Origin of the sequence: Paraburkholderia sp. BR10937 (genome assembly GCF_040965695.1) — a bacterium.
In the GTDB taxonomy this organism is placed as follows: Bacteria; Pseudomonadota; Gammaproteobacteria; order Burkholderiales; family Burkholderiaceae; genus Paraburkholderia.
Genome location: NZ_JBFRCL010000031.1, coordinates 78,629 through 105,409 on the forward strand (window position 1 = coordinate 78,629; position 26,781 = coordinate 105,409).

23 protein-coding genes and 1 pseudogene are annotated in these 26,781 nt (G+C 64.8%); 11 read left to right on the forward strand and 13 right to left on the reverse strand.

What is annotated here, in order from left to right:
* Positions 1 to 120: 120 nt before the first annotated feature.
* Together ggt and AB4Y44_RS24680 are read left to right on the forward strand one after the other, a co-directional pair.
* The gene (gene ggt, locus AB4Y44_RS24675; protein WP_368701143.1) at positions 121 to 1,851 is read left to right on the forward strand and encodes a gamma-glutamyltransferase; all 1,731 of its coding nucleotides are present in this window, start codon (positions 121 to 123) and stop codon (positions 1,849 to 1,851) included.
* Between the two features lie 348 nt (positions 1,852 to 2,199).
* Positions 2,200 to 2,745 (forward strand): LuxR C-terminal-related transcriptional regulator, encoded by a 546-nt coding sequence (locus tag AB4Y44_RS24680; RefSeq protein ID WP_368701144.1) that lies wholly within the window; start codon positions 2,200 to 2,202, stop codon positions 2,743 to 2,745.
* Between the two features lie 18 nt (positions 2,746 to 2,763).
* Here the strand turns inward: AB4Y44_RS24680 and AB4Y44_RS24685 are convergent, their stop codons facing one another.
* The 3 genes from AB4Y44_RS24685 to AB4Y44_RS24695 form a co-directional block, all read right to left on the reverse strand.
* Positions 2,764 to 2,955 (reverse strand): hypothetical protein, encoded by a 192-nt coding sequence (locus tag AB4Y44_RS24685; protein ID WP_342923810.1) that lies wholly within the window; start codon positions 2,953 to 2,955, stop codon positions 2,764 to 2,766.
* 34 nt (positions 2,956 to 2,989) lie between these two features.
* Positions 2,990 to 4,693: an FAD-dependent oxidoreductase gene (locus AB4Y44_RS24690; protein WP_368701145.1), complete on the reverse strand. Its 1,704-nt coding sequence runs from the start codon at positions 4,691 to 4,693 to the stop codon at positions 2,990 to 2,992.
* A 177-nt stretch (positions 4,694 to 4,870) separates the two neighbouring features.
* A complete protein-coding gene (locus AB4Y44_RS24695; protein ID WP_368701146.1) occupies positions 4,871 to 5,689 on the reverse strand; it encodes a helix-turn-helix transcriptional regulator in 819 nt (272 codons plus the stop codon).
* A 231-nt stretch (positions 5,690 to 5,920) separates the two neighbouring features.
* On the opposite strand from AB4Y44_RS24695, the gene AB4Y44_RS24700 reads away from it, so the two are divergent.
* Positions 5,921 to 6,943 (forward strand): VTT domain-containing protein, encoded by a 1,023-nt coding sequence (locus AB4Y44_RS24700; protein WP_368701147.1) that lies wholly within the window; start codon positions 5,921 to 5,923, stop codon positions 6,941 to 6,943.
* Between the two features lie 41 nt (positions 6,944 to 6,984).
* On the opposite strand, the pseudogene AB4Y44_RS24705 reads toward AB4Y44_RS24700, so the two are convergent.
* Positions 6,985 to 7,447 (reverse strand): annotated as a pseudogene (locus tag AB4Y44_RS24705) (MFS transporter); the annotation flags it as partial.
* Between the two features lie 245 nt (positions 7,448 to 7,692).
* On the opposite strand from AB4Y44_RS24705, the gene AB4Y44_RS24710 reads away from it, so the two are divergent.
* A complete protein-coding gene (locus AB4Y44_RS24710; protein ID WP_342923806.1) occupies positions 7,693 to 8,718 on the forward strand; it encodes an aldo/keto reductase in 1,026 nt (341 codons plus the stop codon).
* 27 nt (positions 8,719 to 8,745) lie between these two features.
* Here the strand turns inward: AB4Y44_RS24710 and AB4Y44_RS24715 are convergent, their stop codons facing one another.
* The 7 genes from AB4Y44_RS24715 to AB4Y44_RS24745 all read right to left on the reverse strand — a co-directional run bounded on the left by AB4Y44_RS24715 (position 8,746) and on the right by AB4Y44_RS24745 (position 15,781).
* A complete protein-coding gene (locus tag AB4Y44_RS24715; RefSeq protein WP_154677984.1) occupies positions 8,746 to 8,922 on the reverse strand; it encodes a hypothetical protein in 177 nt (58 codons plus the stop codon).
* Between the two features lie 570 nt (positions 8,923 to 9,492).
* Positions 9,493 to 10,194 (reverse strand): carbonic anhydrase, encoded by a 702-nt coding sequence (locus tag AB4Y44_RS24720; protein WP_342923805.1) that lies wholly within the window; start codon positions 10,192 to 10,194, stop codon positions 9,493 to 9,495.
* 344 nt (positions 10,195 to 10,538) lie between these two features.
* Positions 10,539 to 11,372 carry an ABC transporter ATP-binding protein gene (locus tag AB4Y44_RS24725; protein ID WP_342923804.1) on the reverse strand — a complete coding sequence of 278 codons (834 nt, stop codon included), beginning with the start codon at positions 11,370 to 11,372 and terminating at the stop codon, positions 10,539 to 10,541.
* Between the two features lie 37 nt (positions 11,373 to 11,409).
* The gene (locus AB4Y44_RS24730) at positions 11,410 to 12,243 is read right to left on the reverse strand and encodes an ABC transporter permease (RefSeq protein WP_368701148.1); all 834 of its coding nucleotides are present in this window, start codon (positions 12,241 to 12,243) and stop codon (positions 11,410 to 11,412) included.
* Between the two features lie 40 nt (positions 12,244 to 12,283).
* Positions 12,284 to 13,084 carry an ABC transporter permease gene (locus AB4Y44_RS24735; RefSeq protein ID WP_368701157.1) on the reverse strand — a complete coding sequence of 267 codons (801 nt, stop codon included), beginning with the start codon at positions 13,082 to 13,084 and terminating at the stop codon, positions 12,284 to 12,286.
* Positions 13,085 to 13,168: 84 nt separating this feature from the next.
* Positions 13,169 to 14,245 carry an ABC transporter substrate-binding protein gene (locus AB4Y44_RS24740; RefSeq protein ID WP_368701149.1) on the reverse strand — a complete coding sequence of 359 codons (1,077 nt, stop codon included), beginning with the start codon at positions 14,243 to 14,245 and terminating at the stop codon, positions 13,169 to 13,171.
* A gap of 288 nt (positions 14,246 to 14,533) precedes the next feature.
* Complete coding sequence (locus AB4Y44_RS24745; RefSeq protein WP_368701150.1) at positions 14,534 to 15,781, reverse strand: MFS transporter; 1,248 nt, start codon at positions 15,779 to 15,781, stop codon at positions 14,534 to 14,536.
* 106 nt (positions 15,782 to 15,887) lie between these two features.
* On the opposite strand from AB4Y44_RS24745, the gene AB4Y44_RS24750 reads away from it, so the two are divergent.
* Positions 15,888 to 16,769 carry a LysR substrate-binding domain-containing protein gene (locus AB4Y44_RS24750; RefSeq protein ID WP_342923800.1) on the forward strand — a complete coding sequence of 294 codons (882 nt, stop codon included), beginning with the start codon at positions 15,888 to 15,890 and terminating at the stop codon, positions 16,767 to 16,769.
* Positions 16,770 to 17,250: 481 nt separating this feature from the next.
* Entirely contained in the window at positions 17,251 to 17,649 is a 399-nt protein-coding gene (locus tag AB4Y44_RS24755; protein WP_133184777.1) for a BON domain-containing protein, read from the forward strand.
* A 167-nt stretch (positions 17,650 to 17,816) separates the two neighbouring features.
* On the opposite strand, the gene AB4Y44_RS24760 is transcribed toward AB4Y44_RS24755, so the two are convergent.
* Positions 17,817 to 18,770, reverse strand: coding sequence for a LysR family transcriptional regulator (locus tag AB4Y44_RS24760; protein WP_342923799.1), 954 nt, complete (start codon positions 18,768 to 18,770; stop codon positions 17,817 to 17,819).
* A gap of 342 nt (positions 18,771 to 19,112) precedes the next feature.
* Between AB4Y44_RS24760 and AB4Y44_RS24765 the strand changes: the two genes are divergently transcribed.
* Both AB4Y44_RS24765 and mmsB read left to right on the forward strand, forming a co-directional pair.
* Positions 19,113 to 20,639, forward strand: a complete 1,527-nt coding sequence (locus AB4Y44_RS24765) for a CoA-acylating methylmalonate-semialdehyde dehydrogenase (protein ID WP_368701151.1) — start codon at positions 19,113 to 19,115, stop codon at positions 20,637 to 20,639.
* Positions 20,640 to 20,690: 51 nt separating this feature from the next.
* On the forward strand, positions 20,691 to 21,581 hold the full coding sequence (mmsB, locus tag AB4Y44_RS24770) for a 3-hydroxyisobutyrate dehydrogenase (RefSeq protein WP_342923797.1): 891 nt from the start codon (positions 20,691 to 20,693) through the stop codon (positions 21,579 to 21,581).
* 62 nt (positions 21,582 to 21,643) lie between these two features.
* Here the strand turns inward: mmsB and AB4Y44_RS24775 are convergent, their stop codons facing one another.
* Complete coding sequence (locus AB4Y44_RS24775; protein WP_342923796.1) at positions 21,644 to 22,699, reverse strand: phytoene/squalene synthase family protein; 1,056 nt, start codon at positions 22,697 to 22,699, stop codon at positions 21,644 to 21,646.
* A 72-nt stretch (positions 22,700 to 22,771) separates the two neighbouring features.
* On the opposite strand from AB4Y44_RS24775, the gene AB4Y44_RS24780 reads away from it, so the two are divergent.
* From AB4Y44_RS24780 to bamA, 3 genes are all read left to right on the forward strand, one after another.
* Entirely contained in the window at positions 22,772 to 23,515 is a 744-nt protein-coding gene (locus AB4Y44_RS24780; protein ID WP_368701152.1) for a hypothetical protein, read from the forward strand.
* Between the two features lie 238 nt (positions 23,516 to 23,753).
* Positions 23,754 to 24,152, forward strand: a complete 399-nt coding sequence (locus AB4Y44_RS24785) for a hypothetical protein (protein ID WP_342923794.1) — start codon at positions 23,754 to 23,756, stop codon at positions 24,150 to 24,152.
* Between the two features lie 138 nt (positions 24,153 to 24,290).
* On the forward strand, positions 24,291 to 26,606 hold the full coding sequence (gene bamA, locus AB4Y44_RS24790) for an outer membrane protein assembly factor BamA (RefSeq protein WP_368701153.1): 2,316 nt from the start codon (positions 24,291 to 24,293) through the stop codon (positions 26,604 to 26,606).
* Positions 26,607 to 26,781: the final 175 nt, after the last annotated feature.

A 26,781-nucleotide genomic window follows, 5' to 3' on the forward strand; every position in this document is an offset into this window, starting at 1 on the left:
ACGCCGTCTTGCACGGCAGCGGAATCAGCGGATCGCCGGATCGCAATCGTTAGCCTGGCGTGCTATAAGGCCAAGGCAGGTTTCCGGTAGGCCAACAAACCGAATCATGGGGTGAACTCGATGAAGCTGGTTGAAAGAACGAAAATTTCCGCTGCCGCTCTCGCACTGCTTTCGCTATCCGCCTTGTCCACGGGCTTCCTCGAAGCCACGCCGGCCTTTGCGAAGGATACGCAGCAACGCCCTGCGGTCCTCAATGCATCGGCCGTGGCCGTTGCCGACAAGTACGCGGCCGACGCCGCCGAGCAGATCTTCAAGGAGGGCGGCAACGCCGTCGACGCGGCGGTCGCCATCGCCTTCTCGCTCGCCGTGACGTACCCCGAAGCCGGCAACATCGGCGGCGGCGGGTTCATGACGCTCTACGTGAACGGCAAGCCGTACTTCCTCGACTATCGCGAACGCGCGCCGCTCGCCGCCACGCGCACGATGTACCTCGACGACAAGGGCAACGTGATCCCGGGCAAGAGCCTCTACGGCTACGACGCCGTGGGCGTGCCTGGGACGGTCGAGGGCATGTGGGAAGCGCAGAAGCGCTTCGGCCGGCTGCCATGGAAGCAGGTGCTCGCGCCGGCGATCAAATACGCGCGCGACGGCTTCGTGGTGGACGAGCAGCTCGCGAAGCGCCGTGAGGCCGCCGAAAAGGACTTCGCCGACAAGACCAATTTCGACGACTACTTCGGCAACCTGAAGGAGGGCGTGACGTTCAAGCAGCCCGATCTCGCCAACGTGCTCACGCGCATTGCGAACCAGGGCGCGAAGGACTTCTACGACGGCAAGACCGCGGACCTGATCGCCGCCTCGATGAAGGGCCACGGCCTCATCACGAAGCGCGACCTGCAGGAGTACAAGGCAGTGTGGCGCCAGCCCGTGGAGGCGAAGTGGAACGGCTACGAGATCATCACTGCGCCGCCCCCGAGTTCGGGTGGCGTGGGCCTCGTGCAGCTGCTCAAGATGAAGTCGATGCTGGCGCCGCAATTCAAGGACGTGCCGCTCAATTCGCCGCAGTACATCCACCTGATCTCGGAGATCGAGAAACGCGTGTTCGCGGATCGCGCGCAATATCTCGGCGACCCCGACTTCTACAAGGTGCCGGTCGCGCAGCTCACCGACGACGCGTACCTCGCGAAGCGCGCCGCCGAAGTCGATCCCGACAAGCCATCCGACACCAGGAGCGTGCAGCCGGGCCTCGGCACCTCGATGCCTGAGAAGGCGGAAACGACGCACTTCTCGGTGGTCGACAAGTGGGGCAACGCCGTCTCGAACACGTACACGATCAACGGCTACTTCGGTTCGGGCGTGGTCGTGCCGGGCGCCGGCATCGTGCTCAACGACGAGATGGACGATTTCGCGTCCAAGCCCGGCGTGCCGAACATGTTCGGCGTGGTGGGCAGCGACGCGAACGCAATTGCGCCGAAGAAGCGTCCGCTTTCGTCGATGACGCCGACCATCCTCACGAAGGACGGCAAGGTGGCGCTCGTGATCGGTACGCCGGGCGGCTCGCGCATCTTCACGTCGGTGTTCCAGGTCATCAACAACAACTATGACTTCGACATGCCGTTGAAGGACTCGGTGGCGGCCATGCGCTTCCACCATCAGTTGCTGCCGCCCAACACGATTTTCTGGGAGCCGTATGCGCCGATCGACGGCGAACTCGCCAAGCAGGTCGAGGCGAAGGGCTACGTGCTGAAGGCGCAGAACTTCAACGGCGACATTCAGGCGATCCGGATCAACGGCGATACGCCCGACGCGGTTTCCGATCCGCGCGGCCGTGGCGTGTCGCGTCTGATCCAGTAAAACCGCGACGCCATGCGAAACGATGCGCCGCGCATGAACGCCAACCCTTTCGCATCGGCAAGCCGGCATGAGGCGGCAAATGTTTGCATGACATGAGCGTTTGTCCTCAAATTTGGGGATGCCGCTCCGCTGTTCATCGCGTACTATGCAACCTCCGGCGGAAGACAGCCCTTTGCCGGCGTGTGTTTTTCTTGGGGCGGCATTTGCCGCCCCATTTTCTTTTCGGCATTTCCGCTTCACGCTTCAGAGTCGCGCTGCATATTGAATCCGTCAGGCGAGGTCACCAGGCTCTGACGTTTGCGCCGCCGCGCAAGCGAGGCGCGCGCCCACTTTTCATCGCACCCGAGCATGGACTTGACGAACCGCGAACTCGCGTTGATCGCCGACGTCTTCAAGCTGCTGGCCGACCATATCTTGCCCGAGGGCGCCTTGCGACTCGAGGTGGGGCGGCGCCTGCTCGAACTGCTGCGCGCGGATGGCCTGCATGCGGGCGCGGACCTGTTCGTCTGGTCGGGCGAAGAGCATCTCGATCATCTGCGCATTGGGCGCGGCAAGCGACGCGAGCACTTGTCCGATCGGGAACTGGTGCTGTTCGATCTGGTGCGCCCGGCTTTCATCGCTGCGCTGGCGCGCTCGCGCGCGCAGACGGGGCAGGTTCTGCCGCCGCCGGGCGGCGACACCTGCACTGCGGATAACGAAGCAATCAACCGCCTGACGCGGCGCGAGCGCGACGTGGTCGCGCTCGTGGTGGAAGGGCTGCTCGACAAGGAGATCGCCGAGCGGCTAGGCATTTCCTATACGACCGTGCGCACCCATCTCGATCGTTCGTTTCAGAAACTCGGCGTCAGCAACCGCTCGCGCCTGGCGCGGCTCGTGCAGTCGACGCAGAGCTGAGGCGCACCGCGCGTTCCCTCATTCCGGCACCGCTGCGGAAACGTTCTTGCCTGCGGCGTCGATCAACTCGAGGCAGGTTTGCGCGTTGCCGATCCGCTCGATCGCGAGCAGCGCGAAGCGCGCGAGAAAGAGCGGGCCGTTGGCTTCGCCCAGATTGGTCATGGTCTTGCACAGCTGCGTGTAGACGGCGTCGAGTTCGCTGTCGGTCATGGCTTTCTCCATCTTTAGGTGTATCCGCCAGCGCTCAGGCGCACAGCGCGTGGTCGAGGGCGGCGAGCGCCTGCTTGGCGGCGGTGCCGGCTTCGCCGTGCCAGCGGCCGAGCACGTGGCCGTCCGGGCGCACGAGGTAGAGCGTGCCGGGCCGGGCGCCGTACATCGGGAACAGGCGTCCCGTTCGATCCCAGCCGCTGCGGCGTGATGCGTCGCCGGGCTGGCGCTGTGCGAGCGGCACCAGCGCGAACGGCAGAGCGCGGGCGGCCAGCGTCGTTTCGAGCGCGGCGATCGGGGCGGGCGTCGCGCCATCCTCGCTGAAGTAGAACGCCGTGAAGCTTGGCGCGATCAAGTCGGTCACGTGGCCTTCGCGCGCGCCGGCCTGATCGACGATCGTGAGCGGGCATTCGGGCAGCGCCGTGCCCGGCGCCGGGCCGTTCGCGAAGGCATCGGAGGCCGCGTTGAGCGGCGAGGCCGCGTAGGCGATGGCCGAAGTCTGGCGCGGATTGATCAGCGAGCGCACGGCGGCGTGCTCGCGCGCGAGGCTCAGCACGGCGGTGCGCATCAGATCGAAGGCGAACGACGGCGGCGCCATGAACTCCGTGCTCTTGGTGCCGTAGCTCAGGTTTTCGTGCGCGGCGTAGACACGCTCGTCCGAGTAGCTGTCGAGCAACGCGTCGCTCGCGAGGCCTTTCACCACATACGCGAGCTTCCACGCGAGGTTGTCGGCGTCGTCGATGCCCGAGTTCGCGCCGCGCACGCCGAAGATCGGCACGAGGTGCGCCGCGTCGCCCGCGAACAGCACGCGGCGGTGGCGATAGCGCTCGAGCGTGAGCGCGTTGGCCTTGTAGATCGTGATCCAGACCGGCGACCACGATGCTGTCTCGCCCATCATGTCGAGCAGGCTCTGCACGCGCGGCATGACGTTTTCGGGCTTGATCGCTTCGTCCGCGTCCTCGCCGTCGCGCAGCTGATAGTCGATGCGCCAGACGTTGTCGGGCTGCTTGTGGACGAGCACGGTCGAGCCGGGATTCGACGCCGGGTCGAAATAGGCGAGCCGTTCCGTGGGCCGCGCGCTGTCGAGCAGGATATCGACGATCACATAACGGCCCTCGTAGCTCGTGCCCTGAAGCTTCAGGCCGAGCGACTCGCGCACCGTGCTGCGGCCGCCGTCGGCGGCGATGAGCCAGTCGGTTTGCGCGGTGTAGTCGCCTGCGGGCGTGGAGAGCGAGAGCGTCGCGCCATGGGCGTCGTCCTGCAGTGCCGTCACTTTCGTGCGCCAGTGAATGTCGATGAGATCGGCGTGCCGCTCCGCTGCATCGAGCAGGAACTGTTCGATGTGGTACTGCGCGAGGTTGACCATGGGCGGCAGCTTCTGGTTTTCGTCCTGCGGCATCGTGAAGTGCAGCACTTCGTCGTTGCGATAGAAACTGCGCCCGCCGGTCCACGGCAGACCTTTGGCGAGGAAGCCGTCGAGCGCGCCGAGGCGCTCGATGATTTCCAGGCTGCGGCGCGAGATGCAGATCGCGCGGCTGCCGTAGCAGACCGATTCGTCGGCTTCGATCAGCACCGAGCGCACGCCGTGCTTCGCGAGGCCGAGCGCGATGGCGAGGCCCACCGGGCCGCCGCCGACGATTGTCACGGCGTGGCGTTGCGTCTCGCCGCCGCCTTCGAGTTCGGGCAGGCGGGCGGCGTACTGCTTCGCCTCGAACGGATAGGGTTTGAATCCGGCGCTCATGGGGATTGCGTCTCCGATACGTAAGTCTTGTGCTTGCCGGCTTGCCCCGAGCAGGGCGCTGGCGATGAAGTCAGTATGGAGCGCGAGGCGCGGCCCGCTGTCCTCAATTTGGGTACAGGGGGCTTACGGGGGGAGATTTTGCGCAGTCGTTTTTCTGCGCGCGCTGGCGGCGGGTGGTTAGCCCTGATCCGTCGCCAGACAAAGCGCAAAAAGCTGCCGCTGGCTCGAAATGCCCAGCCGCTGATACGCACGCTTCTGATAGGTCACCACACTGCTGGGCTTCACGCCCATGCACTCTGCGATTTCAACCGCGCTGCGCCCTTCGAGCACGCCGCGCAGGGCGTCGAGTTCGCGCTTGGAAAGCGTGGGGCAGAGTCCGCGCAGGCGCGCGAGCATCATCTGAGGAATGCCGAGCTGGCTCTGGCCGCGAATCGCATAGTGATGCCGCGCCGACTCGCCGATCAGCGGCGCGAGCGATTCGACCAGCTCCACTTCGCCCGGCTGAAAATTGCCGGCGTCGCTTTCGCGGTACAGGTTCACGGAGAGCCAGATGTCGGCGGCCGGCTGCAGCAGCAGCGAGAGCCGGTCGGACACGTTGGGCGTGGCGTAACACGCGGTGCGGTAACCGTCGTGCGCGATGTCGGCGCTGCTTTGCCAGTGCAGCACGAGCGACGAGCCGGGTTTGTCGGCCGAGCCGCCGCTGACGATCTGCTGATTGCCGTCGAGCGCGTAGAAGAGGCGCGCGTAGGTGTCGGCGACGTCGCGCAGAAAGCGCCCGCCGCGATGATCGGCCACGGAAACCGTGCGCGGCCGGTTGCCGAATTCGTAGGCGAACACGGTGCACTGCGTGACCGAAGTCGCCGGTCCGAGCATGTTCAGCACTTCGGCGGCGAGCGCATTGGCGTCGTCGCGGCCGATGGCCGAAACGAGGCTGGTGACGCGCGAGAGGTCGAATTGACCTGCCTGTCTCGGTCGATCGAGATGCCAGTAACGCATGTGTTTCTTGACGGAAAACGGCTGGAAGAAGCAACTTTTACGAGATTAGCACCGTTTCGCATCGCCGCGAAAGCGCCAGCAGCGGGGCCGGATCGCCCGCCCGATGCCGCCGTGGAGCCTGCGTCAACGTGAGCAAGGAATGGCACGTTGGGGTAATCTCCACCCTCGGCCGGCGCGGTATGCGCGCCATGTTTCCTTACCTGAATATCCCTGCGCGCAGGTTATCTCGAAATGTTGACGCTCCCCACCGCGATTCCACCCGATTTCGGCGCCGGAGCGGTCTTTCTCAGCGTACTCGTCACGCAACTGGGCGTGCCCGTGCCGGCCGCGCCGGTGCTGATTCTCGCGGGCACGATGGCGGCGAGCGGCGAGACATCCTACGGGAGCCTGCTGGCCGCGGCCGTGATCGCCACGCTGCTCGCGGATTCGCTGTGGTTCGCCGCGGGCCGCAAGCGCGGGCGGCGTCTGCTTAACGGGCTCGTGCGGTTTTCGCTGTCGCTGGACACGACGATCCGCATCGCGCGCAACGTATTCGAGCGCTACGGCGCGCCCATTCTCGCCGTGGCGAAGTTCGTGCCGGGGCTCGGCCTGATATCCGCGCCGCTGCTCGGCACGACGACGGTGGCGGTGCACGTTTTCCTGCTGTGGGACACGGTCGGCGCGGCGTTGTGGGCGGGCACCTGGCTGCTCGGCGGCGCGGCGCTGCATGCGGAAATCGTCCGCTTCGCGGCGTTCGTGCGCGCGAACGGCATGACGATTTTCGACGTGCTCGCCGTGGCCGGCGTGCTGTTCCTCGCCTGGCGCTGGCTGCGGCGCATGCAGTTCCGCCACTGGCTGGCGACGCACCGCATTTCGCCCGATCAACTCGACGAGATGATGAAGTCGAGCGCGCCGCCCATCGTGCTCGACGCGCGCCCGCATGCCGTGCGCGAGAAGGAGGCCTACCGGATTCCCGGCGCGCGGCCGCTGAATCTCGAATCGAGCGAAGAACTCTCGCCGGAGCTGATCGGGCGTCCGATCGTCGTGTACTGCGTGTGCCCGAACGAGGCGACGGCCAAGCGCATCGTCGATCAGTTGCGCAACAAGCACATCTATCATGCGCGCGCGCTCAAGGGCGGGCTCGACGCGTGGGAGCGCCACGGCTATCCGGTCGAGCCGCTGTCCAACGAGTTCCACGCGGCGCATGCCCATGCCGATGAGCTCGAAGCGGGCGAGGAAGCCGAATACACCGTGCGGGCGAGCCTTTCCAAATAACGGTCGTTGCACCGCGCGCGTCGCCAGCCGCGCGGCGTGACTTACGCGCGCTGCCTGCGCGAGCCGCCGCCCACGCTCTGTCCCGCATCGCGCGCCATCTGCGCATAACCCCGCACCGAAACCAGCGTGAGCACGCCGGCCGCGAGAAAGGCGATCCGGAAGTCGTCGAGCGTGAACACGTGTTCCGTGGTTTCGCCGTTCAGGTTCGCGGCCACCCGCAGCGCGAGCGCGCCAAACGCAATGCCGAGGCCGATGGTCATCTGCGCCGCCGCGCTCCAGAGCGTGCTGGCCGCGCTCATCTGCGGCTGCGCGACGTCGGCGTAGGCCAGCGTGGCGAGGGTCGAAAACTGCACCGAGCGCGCCATGCCGTGGACGAACACGACGATCAACACGATGGCGAGCGGCGTACCGGGCGAGAATGCGCGTCGTGAGCGCCTTCATGCCGAGATTGCCGAGTGCGCTCGCGAGCAGCAGCAGGCCGGACTTGAACGCCGAGACCTGGTACGGAGCATGGGCGGGCAGCGGAGAGAGTGCCGATCGGAACACTGCGGACCGGATAGTGAAGCCCAAAGCCCGCAGCGAAAGGCGACAGTTTTCATTAGGAAAACACATCTGTACAGCCGCGCGGCGGTCGGCGGCGCTGCGAGGTCTTCTCCGTGAGGCCTTCGCGGCAAGCCCGAATCGAAACGCGTAGACTCGTCCGCTGTCGGCAACTCATCGTCAACCCCTTGATTAATGGAGGATCGGAAATGGAATACCGTTTTCTGGGTGCGTCCGGAATGAAGGTGCCGGTGCTGAGCTTCGGCACCGGCACGTTCGGCGGCAAAGGCGAGTTCTTCGAGGCCTGGGGCGCAACCGATGTCGCCGAAGCGCGCAAGCTCATCGACATTTGCCTCGACGCCGGTGTGACGATGTTCGACACGGCCGATATCTATTCGAGCGGCGCGTCGGAGTCGGTGCTCGGCGAAGCGCTCAAGGGGCGCCGCGACAAGGCGATCATCTCGACCAAGGCGACCTTCCGCTTCGACGACGAGCCCAATAACGTGGGCTCGTCGCGCTTCCACCTGAAGCGCGCGGTCGACGCGGCGCTCAAGCGTCTGCAGACCGACCATATCGACCTGTTCCAGTTGCATGGATTCGATGCGCGCACACCGGCCGAAGAGGTGCTGTCCACGCTCGACGAACTCGTGCGCGCAGGCAAGATTCTCTACACGGGCGTGTCGAACTTCTCGGGCTGGCATCTGATGAAGTCTCTGGCCGTGGCCGAGCGCTACGGCTATCCGCGTTACGTCGCGAACCAGACGTACTACTCGCTGATCGGCCGCGACTACGAGTGGGAGTTGATGCCGCTCGGGCTCGACCAGGGCGTGGGCGCGGTGGTGTGGAGCCCGCTGGGCTGGGGGCGTTTGACGGGCAAGATCCGGCGCGGCCAGCCGCTGCCGGAAAAGAGCCGTCTGCACAAGACGGCGGAGCAGGGTCCGCCGGTGCCGGACGAGTACCTCTTTCGCGTGCTCGACGCCATCGACGGAATCGCGCAGGAAACCGGCAAGACCGTGCCGCAGATCGCGCTGAACTGGCTGCTGCAGCGGCCGACGGTCGCGACGGTGCTGATCGGCGCGCGCGACGAGGCGCAGTTGCGCCAGAACCTCGGCGCGGTCGGCTGGAACCTCACGCCCGAGCAGGTGGCGAAGCTCGACGCCGCGAGCGCGGTGCGGCCTGTCTACCCCTACTGGCACCAGGAGGGCTTTGCCGAGCGCAACCCGTCACCGGTGTGACGGGTTGCTTCGCCCGGTGAGGCTTCGTCAAGCCGCTTCGGTCTGGCGCAGGATCTGGGTCGCGCCCAGATGCAGCGCCAGCGCGAAGAACTCGCGCTCCGCGAGATTGAGGGTTTTCGCGGCGGCCATCGCGCGGTAATGATCTTCCGGGTGCAGGAACAACTTCACTTCGACTTTCGACTGACGGTTCTGCGCGGACTCCATGGATGCTTCTCCTTCGGTAACCGGGCGCTCGGCCCGTGACGGGTGCGAAGCCCATTACCGGGCGTCCATACGCGCAAGGGCGCGCGCCGTTTGCCGCCATGGGAGCGGCGGCGTGAAACGGCGATGACGCGGAGTGGGCCTTTCAAGTTCGCCTGCCGCGGCGCGTGCGCGACGGCAGGACACGCACGCTGAACTAGCGAAGCGTGGGACGGCGTAATGCGCCGGTAGTGCGGTTGAAGCCGGGACGAGACAGGTGATGCGACGGCGGGGCAACGTGCTGCATAGCGACCAACCTCCGGAATTCTTCTTCTTGTGCGGCAGGGCGCCGCATGTAGTACGGGCGAGAGTGTAGTCGGGTTTTGCCCTAGGGTAAACCCCTAATTTGCAAAGAATTATTGCGCAGATTGAGAAAATCGCGCGACAAGACGTGAAGTGCGCTGTGGACGCACTTCAATTCATGCGGAATGCATAAGGGCGGTGTGATGGGGCGGCGGTTCACGCCGCCCCGGCGCTGGCCTGAATTGAGCCTGGCAGCCAGCGTGAAGGCGTGGGCGCGTCAGCGCCCGGTCATTATTCCTCGAGGCGCTTGCGCAGGCGCGCACGCGCTTCGCCGAGCGACAGGAACTTGCCGTGTGCTTCGTCCAGCACGGTGACCTTGCCGTGGCCGATGTCATAGACCCAGCCCTGCAGTTCGAGCTGGCCCTGGGCCACGCGCGCCGCGACGGCGGGGTGCGTGCGCAGGTGGGTGAGTTGCAGGCGGACGTTTTCCTCCACGAGCGCCTGAACGACCTGGTCGTCGTCCAGACCGCGGGTCTTGACCACGCTGCGCGCGGCTTCCGCGTTGCGCAGCCACGCGTGCACGGTGGGCATGTCGGCCGTGGCTTCCGCGCCCGAGGCGAGCCCCTTCATCGCGCCGCAATCGGTATGGCCGCACAGCACGATCTGCTTCACGTTGAGCTCGAGCACAGCGAACTCCACGACGGCCGAAACGCCGCCGAGCATTTCGCCATACGCCGGCACGATATTGCCGATGTTGCGGCAAACGAACAGGTCGCCGGGCTTGGCCTGCGTGATCATTTCCGGCGAAACGCGCGAGTCGGCACAGGTGATGAAGAGCGTGTGCGGCGCCTGGCTATGGGCGAGGCTGTGGAACAGCTCCTTGTTGCCCGGGAAAACGTGATGAGTGAATTCTTCCACGCCGTCGAGCAGGTGTAACAGGTCGCAGCCGCACGACTCGGAGTGACCGTCGTGCGGGTGGGTGTTGTCTGGCATGGATGTTTCTCTCTTGATCATGAATCGACACTATCGAATGGCAACAGCGGGAGTTTACGCTGAGCCGACCCCTGATGGATCGGAAAACTTCGCGTCACGTTGCCCCGGACAGCCGTTTCCTAGGTGCTCGATCGTCGAATCGGCGGGATATGTCGATAATCCGGTAGAAAAGACGGCTAATTACGGGAAAGCGGGCTGCCGCGAAGGCACTGGCGCGTCGTGCGTTTCCGTTCGAGAAGAGATTTTCTCACGCCGGGCGCAATTGGCACATCCGGGTGTCGCCGGTGGTGCCGGGATCAAGAGGAGGGAGGACGCGCGACCGACCAGTCGGTCGGTCGGCGCGCTTACCACGCCATGCGCCATTGACCTGAAGATTGCGCAGGGGTATCGGGCAAAAGCGTGTCGCCGGGCGGTGTCGTGGCGTCGGAGAAGTCGGAGAGTATCTCGTCGCGCAGTCGCACGAAGCGCGGATCCGCGCGGTCACGCGGGCGCGGCAATGCCACGTCGGCGATGCGACGGATGCGGCCGGGTCGCGGCGCCATCGTCACGACACGCTCGCCCAGGTAGATCGCCTCGTCGACATCGTGCGTGACGAGGATCATCGTGATGCGTTCGCGTTCCCAGATGCGCAGCAGTTCGTTTTGCAGACGGCTGCGCGTGAGAGCGTCGAGCGCGCCGAAGGGTTCGTCGAGCAGCAGCACGCGCGGGCGATTGACGAGGCCACGCGCGATCGCCACGCGCTGCGCCATGCCCCCCGAGAGCTGATGCGGATATGCCCGCTCGAAGCCCGTCAGGCCCACGAGTGCGATGTGCTCGGCCACCGCGTCGTGCTTTTCGCGTGCCGACAGCGGGGCGTTGCGCAGCGCCGCCAGGATGTTCTGTTCCGCCGTGAGCCAGGGAAACAGCCGATGATCCTGGAACACGATGCCGCGCTCGAGCGAGGTGTCGCCCACACGTTCGCCGCGCATCATGATCGCGCCGCTATAGCCGGCGTCAAGGCCGGCGATCAGGCGCAGCAGGGTGGATTTTCCGCATCCGCTCGAGCCGAGCACGCTCACGAATTCGCCGGGGCGGACATGCAGCGTCACGTCGTCGAGCACGACGAGCGTGGACTCGCCCGCGCCGTAGCGCTTGCTCACGTGCAGAATGTCGAGTCCGGCGGGTTCAGTGGCGCTCATCGGTTTTTCTCCCAGGTTGATTGATTTGCAATCCGGATCATTGGGCGGTGATGTGCAGCCGCGCCAGCACCGTTCGCTCCACGCGCCGTGCGAGGGCGTTGAGCGCCCAGCCGATCGCGCCCACGACGACGATGCCGAACAGCACGAGGTCCATGCGGAACTGCTCGCTGCCGTCGATCAGAAGATTGCCGATGCCGCTGCCCGCAACGAGCAGATACTCCGCGCCGAGCGTGGCCAGCCACGAATAGATGAGCGCGAGATAGAGGCCCGTAAAAATAGAGGGCAACGCGGCCGGCAACAATACGTAGCGCACGAGCTGCAGGCGCGAATAGCGCAACGCCTGCGCGAGTTCGACGTATTGGCGCGGCACGGCGTGAATGCCGTCACACGTATGGGCGGCAACCGGGAGCAGCGCCGCGAGCGAAAGGAACACCACCTTGGCGGCGTCGCCGAGCCCGAACCATACGGAAATCAACGGAATCCACGCGAACAGCGAGATCTGTTTGAAGGTGTCGAAGCTCGGCCCCACGACGCGTGCGGCGATGCGCGAGAGCCCCAGCGCGCCGCCCAGCAGGAACCCCGCCGTTGCGCCGATGGCGAAGCCGCAGGCTTCGCGGGCAAGCGACGCCGAAAGCGCGCGGAACAACGCGCCGCTCCCGATCTGTTCGTGAGCGGTGCGAATCACATCGGCGGGACTCACGAGCAGGCCGCTCTTCACGACATGCGAGGCGCTCAATGCCCACCACAGCACGATGGCGACGAGCGGCAGGGTAGCGCCACGCAAATCGACAGTACGGCGCGGCCTGGCTGCGGTGGCCGCGTCACAGGCGCAATCGGGACGCGCAGACGCTCGTGCAAACGATATCTTCATGGTGAATTCAACTCTCCTCAATGACGGCAATCGCGCGTCGTCAGACGCGAAACGCCGAGGGCGTGCCGCGCCGCAAACGCCGCTCGAGCACATCGAGCAGACGATTGATGACGAGGCCGACCGCCCCCACCACGACCACCGACGCCATCACGAGATCGAGCTGAAAGAGCTGGCGGCCATACACGATCAGATAGCCGAGTCCCTCTGAGGACGCCACGAGCTCGACCACGACGAGCGCGAGCCACGCCTTCGTGAAGGCAAGGCGCACGCCGGTGGCGAGCGTCGGAACCGCCGCGGGCAGCACGAGCCTCACGATGCGTTGCCAGCGAGTGTAGGCGAACACGCGCGCGACTTCGTCCAGTGCGGCGGGCGTCTGCCGAAAGCCCTGCATGGTGCTGAGCGTGACGGGCACGAGCGCCGCGTGAGCGATGAGCAGATACTTGAGCGGCTCGCCCACGCCGACGAGCAACAGCAGAAACGGCAGCCAGCCGAGCACGGGAATCTGCACGATCGCGTTGAAGCTGGGCAGCACCCACGCTTCGAGCGTGCGGGAGAGCCCGAGCGCGCTGCCGATCAGGAAGCCGAGCGCGGTGCCGCCGGCGAAGCCGAGCAGCACGCGTTGCAGGCTGATCAGCGTATTGCGCGCCAGCTCGCCGCTCTGGGCGAGGTCGACGAAGGTTTCATACACGCGCTGCGGCGCAGGCAGGATTTGCGGCGCGATCCAGCCCCGCGCGCAGCCGACGCTCCACAGCAGATAAAGCATTGCAGGCAGCAGCCAGGGCGCGAGATGCCACGCGCAGGTGCGCAGTACGCTGCGCCAGCGCACTTGCGCGCCTGTCATGTCGATACGTGATGCTGCGGCACGCGACGTGTCCGAAGCAATCGTGAGCGCGGTTTCCCTCATGATGCGGCTCCTCTCGCGTGCTCAACCAAGCGGCTTGCCGGCGGCGTCGTAGCGGGTCCAGTAGTGTTCGAGCTTTTGCGCGCGCAGCGCGTTGTCGAGATAGCGCGGCTCGAACCACGAATCGACGTCCACGGGCTGGCGGATCAGCTTCAGGCGCAGCGCGTCCTGTGCAACGGCTTTGTAGCGCGCCACGATGAACGGATCGATCAGCGGCGAATTGCGGTACTTCAGCGGCTGCTCGCCGAATTCGGCTTGCCAGGACGAATAGCTCACGCCGCTTTTGGCCCAGAGCTTGAAGAGCGCGTCGCGGTTGGCTTCATCGGACGACCATTGCGCCGCTCGCACGAAGACATCGACCACGCGCTGCACGATGTCGGGGTGCGCCTTCTCGAAGCCGTCGAGCACGAGCAGATGCGCCTGGCGCGTCAATTGCGGGCCATCATGCTGCGATTCGTAGACGATGCGCGCGAGCCCCTGATCGCGCAGCCGGTAAAGGTGATAGTCGTTCACCGAGGCGTCGATGCCCTTCGATGCGAGCGCCGCGAGCGAGCTTGCGGTGTCGAGATTGATCACGCGTAGCGCGCGCTCGTCGAGCTGGTTCTCAGCGAGCGCGTTGTCGGCCACGAGTTGCAGATTCGTGCCGCGAAAAATGGCGACGCGCCGGTCCTTGAGGTCCTTGATCGATTTGATGTCGGAATCGGCGGGCACACCCACCTTCACGCCGGAACGCACGCCCGACTCCAGCAGGATGCGGGTCTTGAGACCGTTGGCGCGCGCGAGCACCGAGGGCAGGTCGCCTTGATACGCGAAGTCGAGTGCATTGTCGGCAATGGCTTCGTTCACTGCTGGGCCCGCGCCCTTGAAGAAGAGCCATTCGACCTTGATGCCGTCCGCGGCGAATTCTTTTTCGAGCAACTGCTGGCCGCGCACCGTGGCGGCGGTCGAGCCGCCGAACGTGGGCGGGTCGCCAGCGCCTTGCTGCGCGACGCCGATGCGGATCACGGCGGGCTTCCCGGCCGCGGCATGTAGTGAGATGAGCGCAAGCGCTGCATAAATCAGAAACCGGGGCAGATATTGCAAAACGCGATGTGAACGCATGGGCAGGTCGGATTTGAGTGACGAAACGGGGTGCGCGGACTGGCGAGCTTGCGTCGCTGTCGTTGCTGTTGGGTCATTCTTTTCCGGGTATGCCGATCAGGACAACCAATGATTCGAGATTTGCATTTCTCGGCAAAGGCGCTGCGTTTTATGGGGAAAGTGAACGGCAGGGCGCATTCATGATAGTGGAGCGAAGCCCGTGCCGAAGGAAGAAATCGTGCTATCGATGTGAGCAGAAGCGCAAAGCCGCACCGCGCGTCGGGCGCGGTGCGGTGCGTAAAATGCGCCTTAATGTGTTTCGACTGCGTGGCGCGGTGCAGCGACACGCCGCGACGGCGTGAAGTACCACACGGCGCAGAGCACTTGCAGCCCGACGAGGACAGTCCACACGGTCTGATGCGCGACCGCGGGGTAGTGGCCGTCGAGTGCGGGCCAGTGTGCGAGCGCGGCGCCGATCGCGATCTGCAGAAGGAAGATGCCGATGAAGATGACGAGCGTAAACGTGGTGTTCACTCGGCCAATCAGGCGCGGCGGGAAATATTCGGCGAGCACGGCATACGTGAGGATGCCGGTGCCGCCGAACGCGCCGTAAGCCGCCCAAAGCAGGGACGCGGGAAGCGGCACGCGCGCGGCGAGCAAGGCTTGCACGAGCACGAACACAAGCATCGTGACGCCGGAAAAGAGCTGGACGCTTACGCCGCGCCGCTCGAAGCTGCGTGCGAGCGCGCCAAAGCCGATGTTGCCGATGATGAATGCGCCGCCCAGCACGGAAACGAGCGAAGCCGCGCGCGCACCGACATCGGCGGTGCCGGCCGGCACGACGTCGCGCAGGAACGCGCCGACCCACAACGACTGCATGGCGTAGAACACGGCCTGGGTGAGGCCCGAGAACGTCGCGGTCTTCCAGAATGCATGGCTGCACAGGATGTGCGCGGTGCCCTTGAACTGCTCGAGCACGCTCGCCTGGTGGTGCGTGTCGCGCGTGCGCGGCCCGCCAGTCAAGATGATGGCGGCCACGAGCACCGTGAGCGCCGCGAGCCCGAGGCTCACCGCGCGCCAGGGCGCGATCGAGAGCAGCCACGAGAGCGGGGCGCCCACGGCCACGCCGCCCAGGCCGCCCACGGCCATCACGAGGCCGTTCACGAGCGTGAGCTGCGCGACGGGAAAGTGCTGCGCCGTAGCCTTGAACGCGCCGCCCAGGCAGACCGACACGCCCACGCCGATCAGCAGCCGGCCCACCATCATCGCGGCCATGTTGTGCGAGACGCCGAAGATCAACGCACCCGCCGCCGCCACGAGCATGACGCACGCGGTGACGCGGCGCGGGCCGTAATGGTCGAGCAGCACGCCGCCCGGAATCTGCGCGCCCGCGAAGCCGAGAAAATAAAGGCTCGTGAGCGTGCCGAGATCGGTTGCCGTGAAGCCCATTTCACGCGAGAGAAACGGCGCGAAGCCGAGATTGACGCCGCGAAACAGGTACGAAATGAAGTAGCCGAGCGCGAATACGGTGAAGACGCGCAGTCTGAGTGAGGTCATGTCGGGGGCGAAAGCGGATTGAATGCCTGGCTGTCGATTATTGGCGATTGCCGTGTGTGAGGCCAGCGAGAGATTTCAGACGGCATTGTGAGTAGAATTTGACGTCATGGCTCGACCTCTCCCACCTTTGCAGGCGCTGCGCGCCCTTGAAGCCGCTGCGCGTCGGCGCAGTTTCAGCCGTGCCGCGGAAGAATTACATTTGACGCACAGCGCCGTGAGCCATCACCTGCGCGCGCTCGAAACGGAACTGGGCGTCGAGCTGTTCCGCCGCGCGGGCAGCCGCATGATCCCCACGGCGGCGGGCGCACAGCTGGCGGAGCGCGTGCGCCGCAGTCTGGACGACCTGCGCGAAGCGCTCGACGCCACGCGCCCCGGCGTGAGCGGCGTCACGCGGCTCGAACTGAGCGTGATGTCCGATTTCGCTTCTGTCTGGCTGATTCCGCGCCTGGGCGACTTCTACGACCGCCATCCGATGGTCGATCTCTCGTTGCGCATGCACGCCGACGTGACGCCGCCCGATCCCTATCCCTTCGACATCGGCATCTGGCATCGGCGCGTCGACGAGCCCGGCTTCCAGATCCGCAAGCTGCTGGACGACCAGGTCGTTGCGGTGTGCAGTCCGGCCTTGCTCGCACGCCATCCCGCCTTTCGCATGGAAGATCTCGCGAGCATGCCGCTCCTGCGTTTTTCACGCCGCTCATGGCGCGACTTCTTCGAAGCGGCGGGCGTGGCCGGCGACGAACCGGAGCGCGGACCGGTGTTCGACGACGCGGGCCTGCTGCTGCAGGCAACGGTGGCTGGGCAAGGGGTGGCCACGGCCCGCCTGCAGCTCGCGCGCGGATTCATGGAACGCGGCGAGCTGGTGCAGTTGGGGCAGGTCCGCATTCCGGCTTCGCTCGACTATTACTTCACGTGGCGCGAAGGGCATCCGCGCGAGGCTGCGATCCAGCAGTTCTATCGATGGATAAAGGCGCAATTGGCCAATTGATGCCGGCCTCCCGTATTGCGCAATGGGTATTCGGGTTAACCGCCGACCGTATTGTCAACGCTACTTGCGTGATGTGCGTTGCTGTTTGAATAAAGCGGCTCAATCCCGCTCTGGATTTACGTGATTAGTCATATATCCATATCGCATGCACCAGAGCGGATCATGGCTGAAAGCATGGCACCGGACGTTTATGAACGGCAGTGAAACGCCGGTGAATGGCCGTAAAACGGGCTTGTGAAGCGATTCAATTGCCGTCTTGCGCAATGGCTTCACTATTTGGACAATCAACGGTATTTGTCTGCGGAAAGCGCCAGGAAGTGTGGCGTGGAATCACAGGTTGGGCACGCTTCGTGTCAAGAATGAAATAGTTGCGGTATTGTTACTCCCCATCGCCGTTTGGCGCGTGAATGTTTTGTAGTCAATGGTGTAGTTAACGGCCCATTCCTGGGCCTGCAATAAGACTGACAACAGGAGAAACTGCATGAAGGCTATTCAGATGTTCAAGCTTGCCGCAGCCACGGCACTCGTGGCGGCCTCGTTCCAGGTCTACGCGCAGGACGCGTCGGCCCCGGCGGCCGCAGAAGCCCCTGCCAGCGGTCCGACGGCCGCAGCCCAGCACAACGTCAATCAATCGAAGGCAGCACTGCGTCAGGCACGCGCAGCGAACCGTGCGCTCGGCCGCAAGGTCCGTGCGGCCCTCGCGCGTGACAAGAACGTGAGCGTCTCCAACATCACCGTGCGTGCGAAAGACGGCGCCGTGACGCTGCAAGGCACCGTGCCCGAGCAGTCGCAGATCCAGCGCGCTGGCGATGTCGCCAAGGGCGTCGAAGGCGTGACGTCGGTGCGCAACGCGCTGACCATCCGCCCGGTTGGGACCTGAGCATCGGCTAGCCGGCGCGCGCCCATCGTCCTGCGAGGTGCGGGCGACGCCGGAGCGGGTGTCTTGCTTCCTGAAGGCCGCACATGCAGTCCCGTTCGTGGACTGCATGTGCGGCTTTTTTATTGCCTGGCGAAACGGTGAAGCGTTATGCGTTAAGCGCGCTGCGCTTACGGCTCGACGTAATGCATTTCCGGCGATTCGCCCATCAGCAGCGGGCGATTGGCGTCGGCGGCCGCGCGCAGGTAGTCCCATAGCGACGTGATGCGTCGCAACTTGCGCAGGTCCTCGCGGCTGCACAGCCAGAAGCGCCGCGTCACCACGACTTCGTCGGGCAGGATCGGCACGAGGCGCGGGTCGGGCTCGGCCATGAAGCAAGGCAGGATCGCGAGCGCGCTGCCCTGCAGCGCAGCATGGTATTGCGCGATCACGCTGGTGCTGCACAGGTTCGCGGTCACGTTCGGCGCCGTGCGTTCGAGGTAGAGCAGCTCATGGCTGAACGCCAGATCGGCGACATAGCTGATGAAGGCGTGATTGCGCAGGTCGGCGGGCGTGCGTATGCGCGCGTGGCGCTCGAGATAGGCCGGCGTGCCGTACAGGCGCAAGCGGTAGTCGCATAGCTTCGTGTAGACGTACTGTCCGCGCTCGGGGCGCTCCAGCATGATCGCGAGGTCGGCCTCGCGCTTCGAAAGGCTCACGAAATGCGGCACCGGCAACAGGTCGATCGACATGTCGGGATGCTGGCCCGTGAAGCGCGCCAACTGCGGGGCAAGAAAGAAGCAGCCGAAACCCTCCGTCGAACCCACGCGCACATGGCCCGAGAGCGACTGCGCGCCGATCGCGAACTGCTCGCTGGCCGATTGCACCGTGGTTTCCACGGCGTCCGCGTAGGCCAGCAGGCGCTGGCCTTCGGCCGTCAGCACGAAGCCGCCCGAGCGCGATTTGTCGAACAGGACGGTGCCTAGCGCTGCCTCCAGCTCGCGCACCCGGCGCGCAACCGTGGTGTGGTCGACGCCCAGGCGTTTCGCGGCGCCGCTCGCACGCTGCGTGCGCGCGACTTCCAGGAAGTAGCGCAGATCGTCCCAGTTCAGTGTCTCCATGCTGCTCGTTGTGTTTTTTTGCATATTGGATGGGCTTTTTCATCTCTATGCCGTGGATATTCGAATAACTATACTCGTTGAAGAAGGCGACTGAAACAGCCACGGTCGCAAGACAAGGATGGAGACAGACGATGCAAATGCAGTCGTTCCCAGCGCGGGCGCCGCAGGCATGCGCGGCGGCGCGCCCACGCTCAGCAGGACTCTCCTTTACCTCGCCCACCTCCATTCCCGGCACGCTCGACATGACCGCACGCATTTGCACAGCGTGCTTGCGCGCGTGCTGCGATTGAAGATTTCGCTGGTTCCACAGCTTTCGCTATATCCGGCCACGGCCGGCCCGTTCGAATCCATCAGGGAGAGTTCACGATGAACGCAGTGACCCAGGCATCCAACGCGCAAGTTTCGACCGTCAAGCTGCTCATCGACGGCGAGTTCGTCGAATCGAGAACGAAGGAATGGCGCGACATCGTCAATCCGGCCACGCAGGAAGTGCTCGCGCGCGTGCCGTTCGCGACCGTCGAGGAAGTGGACCGGGCCGTGAAGGCCGCGCACGCCGCGTTCGCCACGTGGAAGAACACGCCGCTCGGAGCGCGCCTGCGCATCATGCTCAAACTGCAGGCCTTGATTCGCGAGCATATGCCGCGCATCGCGCAGACGCTCACCGCAGAGCAGGGCAAGACGCTGCCCGACGCCGAGGGCGACATTTTCCGCGGCCTCGAAGTGGTCGAGCACGCCTGCTCGATCGGCACGCTGCAGCAAGGCGGCTTCGCCGAGAACGTGGCGGGCGGCGTGGACACCTATACGCTGCAGCAGCCGCTAGGCGTGTGCGCCGGCATCACGCCGTTCAACTTCCCCGCGATGATTCCGCTGTGGATGTTCCCGATGGCGATCGTTTGTGGCAATACGTTCGTGCTCAAGCCTTCGGAACAGGACCCGCTCTCGACCATGCAGCTCGTCGAACTCGCCATCGAAGCGGGTATTCCCAAGGGCGTGCTCAACGTCGTGCACGGCGGCAAGGAAGTCGTGGACGCGATCTGCACGCACGACCTCGTGAAGGCGATTTCGTTCGTCGGCTCGACGGCCGTGGGCACGCACGTCTATCGTCTGGGCAGCGAGCACGGCAAGCGCGTGCAGTCGATGATGGGCGCGAAGAACCACGCTGTCGTGCTGCCCGATGCGAATCGCGAGCAGGCGCTCAATGCGCTGGTCGGCGCGGCGTTCGGCGCGGCCGGTCAGCGCTGCATGGCGACTTCGGTGGCCGTGTTCGTGGGCGCCGCGCAGCAATGGGTGGACGAGCTGGTGGAAAAGGCGAAGACGCTCAAGGTCAATGCGGGCCATGAGGCGAAGACCGACGTCGGGCCGGTCGTTTCGCGCGCCGCGAAAACGCGCATTCTCGGCCTGATCGACTCGGGCGTGAAGCAGGGCGCAACGCTCGCGCTGGATGGCCGCGACGTGAAGGTGGCGGGCTACGAGAACGGCAACTTCGTCGGCCCCACGGTGTTCACGAATGTGAAGACCGACATGGACATTTACACCAACGAGATCTTCGGGCCGGTGCTCGTGGTGCTCACGGCGAAGACGCTCGATGAGGCGATCGCCATCGTCAATGCAAATCCGTTCGGCAACGGCGTGGGCCTCTTCACGCAGAGCGGCGCGGCGGCGCGCAAGTTCCAGAGCGAGATCGACATTGGCCAGGTCGGCATCAACATTCCGATTCCGGTGCCGGTGCCGTATTTCAGCTTCACCGGTTCGCGCGGCTCGAAGCTCGGCGACCTTGGCCCGTACGGCAAGCAGGTCGTGCAGTTCTACACGCAGACCAAGACGGTTACCGCGCGCTGGTTCGACGACGCGACCGTGAGCGACGGCGTGAACACGACGATCAGCCTGCGCTGATGCGCTGCCCGCCATCAACATGGAGTACTGAACAATAAGGGGGAAAGGCTCATGAAAATCGGATTTGTCGGGCTGGGCCACATGGGCGCGCCGATGGCGCTCAACCTGCTCAAGGCGGGACATACGGTGACGGTGTTCGACTTGAGCGCGAGCGCGATGCAAACGCTCGCCGAGGCCGGCGCGCAGAAGGCCGCATCGGCGAAGGCGGCGGCAAGCGGAGCGGAGTGGGTCATCACGATGCTGCCCGCCGCGGCGCACGTGCGCAGCGTGCTCACCGCGGAAGACGGCGTGCTGGCGGGCATCGCGAAGGGCGTGACGATCATCGATTCGAGCACGATCGATCCCGCGAGCGTCAAGGAGTTCGCGACGCTGGCCGAGGCACAGGGGAACGCGTTCGTCGATGCGCCGGTGTCGGGTGGCACGGGCGGCGCGGCGGCGGGCACGCTCACGTTCATGGTGGGCGGCAGCGCCGCGCACTACGAGAGCGTGAAGCCGGTGCTCTCGGGCATGGGCAAGAACATCGTCCATTGCGGCGAGACGGGCACGGGGCAGGTGGCGAAGATCTGCAACAACCTCGTGCTGGGCGTCACGATGGCTGGCGTGGCCGAAGCGATGGCGCTGGGCGAGGCGCTCGGCATCGACCCGAAAGTGCTGGGCGGCATCATGAACACGTCCACGGGCCGCTGCTGGAGTTCGGATACGTACAACCCGTATCCGGGCGTGATCGAGACGGCGCCTTCTTCGCGCGGCTACACGGGCGGCTTCGGCACCGACCTCATGCTCAAGGACCTGGGTCTCGCCACCGACGCTGCCAAAGGCGTGCATCAGCCCGCGTACATGGGGGCGCTTGCGCAGCAGCTCTATCAGGCCCTGAGCAGCCACGGCGACGGCAAGCTCGACTTCTCGGCGATCATCAAGCTGTATCGTGCAGAGAAAGGTTGAGTCGCGTTGATTCGAGTCGCGAAAGGCGCGCTGCGAAGCGCGCTTTTTATCGACCGTACTTTTTAGGCCTTGATACGCGCCTCGATGCGCGCGAAGAGCCGCTTGAACCAGACGCCGAGCAGCGCATTCGACGGCGCGAGCGCGGTGGAGCAGGCAAGAATGCGATAGACATCGTTGCGCGTGACCTTCGAGGTCTTCGCGGGATCGAGCCAGTCGTCGTTGTCGACGAGGCGTTCGAGCGTTTCGAGGCCGATGAGAACGGGCCACAGGCAGGCGAGCCGCAGTCGCACCGAAAGGCGCGGCAGCGCGAACGTATAGTCGATGGCCGCGCGGAAATGATCGAGCGCGATGCGCACGAGTTCGAGCATGATCGGCCGTGCGCGCGCCGAGGCGCCGGGCTGCAGCAGGCCCTGCGCGCTGAGCCCCGCCTGGGCCAGCATCGAAGCGGGCAGATAGCAGCGGCCGATGCGCAGATCCTTGCCGCAGTCCCGCAGCACGTTCACCATCTGCAAGGCCTTGCCGAAGCGGATGCCGCGCGTGTACATGGTTTGTTCCAGCGAGGGCGCGAGCGTGCCGGGCAGGTGCATGTAGGTCATCTTCGTCCAGAACTCGCCCACGCAGCCCGCCACGAGATACGTGTAGCGGTCGAGTTCGTCCCACGTGTTGAGCGCGGCCACCTGGCCCGAGCGCTCGTCGGGGAACGTGCGGAGATCGAACTCCATGCCTTCGGTGAGCGTCGTGACGATCCCGCGCACGGCCCGGCGGTCGGCGGCGTCGAGTTGCGCGAGCACGTCGAGCGCGCCGCCCAGCGATTCGAGCAGCAGCTTTTCGTCCGATTGCGTTTGCTGGCCCGCAACCTCGCCTGCGAGATCGGCGAGCAGGGTGTCATGGTTCGTCGCGCCGTTCACGCGCTCGCGCAGCGCGAGCAGCAGGGCGAGCCGCCGCCCGGGCGGGATCAGCGCGGTGTCGGCGATGGTGTCGGCGGCGCGCGCGAGCAGATAGGCTTCGCCCACGGGGTCGCGCATGCCGGCGGGCAGCACGCGCATCGTGAGGTAGAACGAGCGGGAAACGCCTTTGAGCAACGGGCCCAACAGGAAGGCCCGGGTAGTATTCTGCATGTCGGATAGGTGGCAGCGGGGGACGGATCGGACGCAGCCGCATTGTATCGTGGACGAAGGAGACGAGGCCCGTTGAGACCCGAACGCGCGTTTTACGACCTCCAGGTGCGCTTCGCGCGCACGGCGGCGCGCCTCGCGGACATCCCGCTCGCGGCGGCGTTGCTCGACTGCACGAATCTTTATGTGCGCTTTGGCGCGGGGCGGACCTTCGATCGCACGCACCCGCTTTGGGCTGCCTATGTCGATGGTCTCGATGAGCACGCAAGCGTTGCAGAGCAGTGCGAGTGGACGTGGCGTTACTTGCAGCGCTGCCCAACGCATCAGGCTGCGCCTGCGGTCGCCCAGACGGTTGGCTGCTTCTCGTGCGCGCCGGAACCGCAAGGCGGGGTGCGTCTGCATTTCAACACCCAGACCGATAACGGCATGTCGCCGCTCGATGCCAGGCAACTTGCCGAGCGGCACGGCGAGTTGCGGAGCTTGATTGACCAGTTATGCGGGCAACTGCGCGAAAGCGGTCGTGCGTCGGGCAACGTGCTCGTCCACGGCACTTCCTGGCTCTACAACGTGCCCGCTTATCGGCGCATCTTTCCCGCTGCCTATATTGCGAGCGCGCAGCCCGTCGCCCGCCTGCGTGCGCTTTCGCTTTGGGGCCAATTTCTCGACCGTCACGGCTGCGTGCGTGACGACGCAGCCGCGCTGCTGCTCGCGCGCATCGAACGCGCGAGTGCCTTCGCCGATCTTTTGTCTTGCTTTCCCTTACAGGCGCTCGCGGTGCAGGCGAGCGTCGCGGTGTTTGCCGATAGAAAGCGAACGTAACCGGTACGGTTACCAAAGATTTTTCCGGATGGCGGTGACAGCGTGCAGGCGAGAGGAGATTGAAAGCCGCTGCATGCACGCACAGTATTGGCGTGACGCAGAAATGGGTGCGTGCGAAACGACTGAACTCAGCCACGGCGCAATATTGATGAAAGTAATCCCTGTAATGCAGGGGTAACGCGTACACCGCGCCCAGCGCACTAGACTCCGCCGATGCTTTTGTAACGGAGCGCCGCACATGCCCTCGTCCCCGGCTCTTGCCATTCATTCCCTGCGCGATTTCGAGTTGACCGCGGACGGCCAGTACCTGATGGTGAACGGCAATCAGCCCGATAGCGTCGCCCTGCATTGCTCGGTGCTGCATGAACTGCTCGCCGCGCTTTCCAACGCGATTGGTCGCTCCGAGCGCATTCGCCACAAGACCGCTAGCGTGAAATTCACCATGCCTTGCGAGGCCTGGGAGGTTGGCCGCGAGTCGGGCGACGTGCAGCATCTCGTGGTGAGTTTTCGTCTGCCCGGCGGCGCCGAACTGTCGTTTCGTCTGCAGCCTGCGCAGGCCGTGCACATGACCGAGGTGCTCTCGCTCGCAACAGGGCTCGCGAAGATGCGCCTGCCTGGCCGCGCGAGCATGCAATAGGCGTGGCGCGTCGGCCTCGCCTCGCGCACCCGTTGTACACCCCGCATCCGTGGATGCCGGCCGCGCGCGTCTCGCGCCGGTCATGGCGCATTCGGCACTCTCACGGCTCCTTCGTTGGCTTCACATTCGACCTCCCGCATGACGGCATCAACTACCACGGCGCGCTATGCACGCGCACTGACTCTCGCCGGCTTCGGCATCGGCGTGACCGCTGCGGCGCACGCCACCGAGCCCTTCGTGGTCCAGGACATCCGCATCGACGGTCTGACGCGCATCGAGTCGGGCACCGTGTTCGCCTATCTGCCGATCAAGCAGGGCGAGACCTTTACCGACGACAAGGCGTCCGACGCCATTCGCACGTTATACGCGACGAGCCTCTTCAGCGACGTGCGCATTTCCACGCAGGGCGGCACCGTGATCGTGCAGGTACAGGAGCGGGCCGCCATCGGCACGATCGATTTCGCGGGCATCAAGGAATTCGATAAGGATAACTTGACGAAGGCGCTCAAGTCGGTCGGGCTCTCGCCGGGCCAGAGCTACGACAAGGCGCTCGTCGACAAGGCGGAGCAGGAACTCAAGCGCCAGTACCTCACGCGCGGCTACTATGCGGCCGAAGTCACGACGACGGTCACGCCGATCGACCGCAATCGCGTCGGGCTGCTGTTCTCCGTGGTCGAGGGGCCGAGCGCGAAGATCCGCCAGATCAATTTCATCGGCAACAACACGTTCAGCGGCGGCACGCTGCTCGATGAAATGCAGCTCTCCACGCCGAACTGGTTCTCCTGGTACACGAAGAACGACCTGTACTCGAAGGAAAAGCTCACGGGTGACCTCGATAACGTGCGCTCGTACTATCTCGACCGCGGCTATCTCGAGTTCAATATCGATTCGACGCAGGTTTCGCTGTCACCCGACAGGAAGGACATGTATCTGACGATCGGGATTCACGAGGGCGAGCCCTATACGATCTCGAGCGTGAAGATGGCCGGCAATCTGCTCGACCGCGAGGCGGAGCTGAAGAAACTCGTGGGCATCAAGCCGGGGCAGCGCTTTTCGGCGCAAAAGCTCAAGGACACGACCAAGGCGATCGTCGACAAGCTCGGCGAATACGGCTACGCATTCGCGACCGTGAACGCACTGCCGGAAATCGACCAGAAGGACCACACGGTTGCGCTCACGCTGCAGGTCGATCCGAGCCGACGCGTGTACGTGCGGCGCGTGAATGTCACCGGCAACACCCGTACGCGCGACGAAGTCGTGCGCCGCGAAATGCGGCAGTTCGAAAGCTCGTGGTTCGATTCGAACCGTCTCGCGCTTTCGAAGGACCGTATCAACCGCCTTGGCTACTTCACCGACGTGGACGTGACCACGGTGCCAGTGGAAGGCACGCCGGACGAGGTGGACGTGAACGTGAAAGTGACCGAGAAACCCACCGGCACGCTTTCGCTGGGCCTCGGCTATGGTTCGGGCGAAGGGCCGATTATCTCGGCGGGTATTTCGCAGGACAACGTATTCGGCTCGGGCAACAGCCTCTCGCTGAACGTGAATACGGCCACGACATACCGCACGCTTTCGGTCACGCAGGTCGATCCGTATTTCACGGTGGATGGCATCAAGCGCATTACCGACGTCTACTACCGCACAACCGAGCCGCTTTACTACTCGAGCACGAACGACACGAGCTTTCGCATCATTTCGTACGGCGCGGATATGAAGTTCGGCATTCCGTTCTCCGAGACCGACATGGTGTATTTCGGCCTCGGCGTCGAGCAGGACCGCCTCGATGTCGACGCCAACACGCCGCAGACCTATAAGGACTACGTGAACGATTTCGGCCGCGTCTCGAACACGGTGCCGCTCACCGTGGGCTGGTCGCGCGACAACCGCGACAGCGCACTGGTGCCGAGCCGCGGCTACTACGCGCAGGCCAATGCCGAATACGGCACGCCGGCGGGCACGCAGTACTACAAGGGCGATGCGCAAATGCAGTATTACTACTCATTTGCGCGCGGCTTCGTGCTGGGGCTGAACTTCCAGGGCGGCTACGGCAACGGACTGGGCGGCAAACCGTATCCGATCTTCAAGAACTACTATGCGGGAGGGATCGGGTCGGTGCGCGGTTACGAGTCGGGCTCGCTCGGGCCGCGCGATACGACGACGAACGATCCCATCGGCGGATCGAAGATGGTGGTGGGCAATATCGAGCTGACGTTTCCGCTGCCTGGCACGGGTTATGACCGCACGCTGCGCGTCTTCACTTTCGTGGATGGCGGTAATGTGTGGGGTACCGAAGGCAGCAGCACCGGGGCGAATGGCTTGCGTTATAGCTATGGCGCGGGGCTTGAATGGATCTCGCCGATTGGACCGCTCAAGCTTGATCTGGGGTTCCCAATCGTCAGGCACGCCGGTGATCAGTATCAGAAGTTCCAGTTTCAGATTGGGACCTCGTTCTGAGGTTTTTTCTTTTTTTTGGCCTTTACTTGTGTTTGCGTCGGTATGCATGCGTTGCCCCTGTGCGGGGCAATGCTCTCAACTTAAGCCCGATTGCATCACGCGAGTTTGTAGGCGAGGTGGAAATGGGGTTTGGCCTTTCTGGGTGGCCTGGGATAGGAGCGTGAGGGCTGTATGC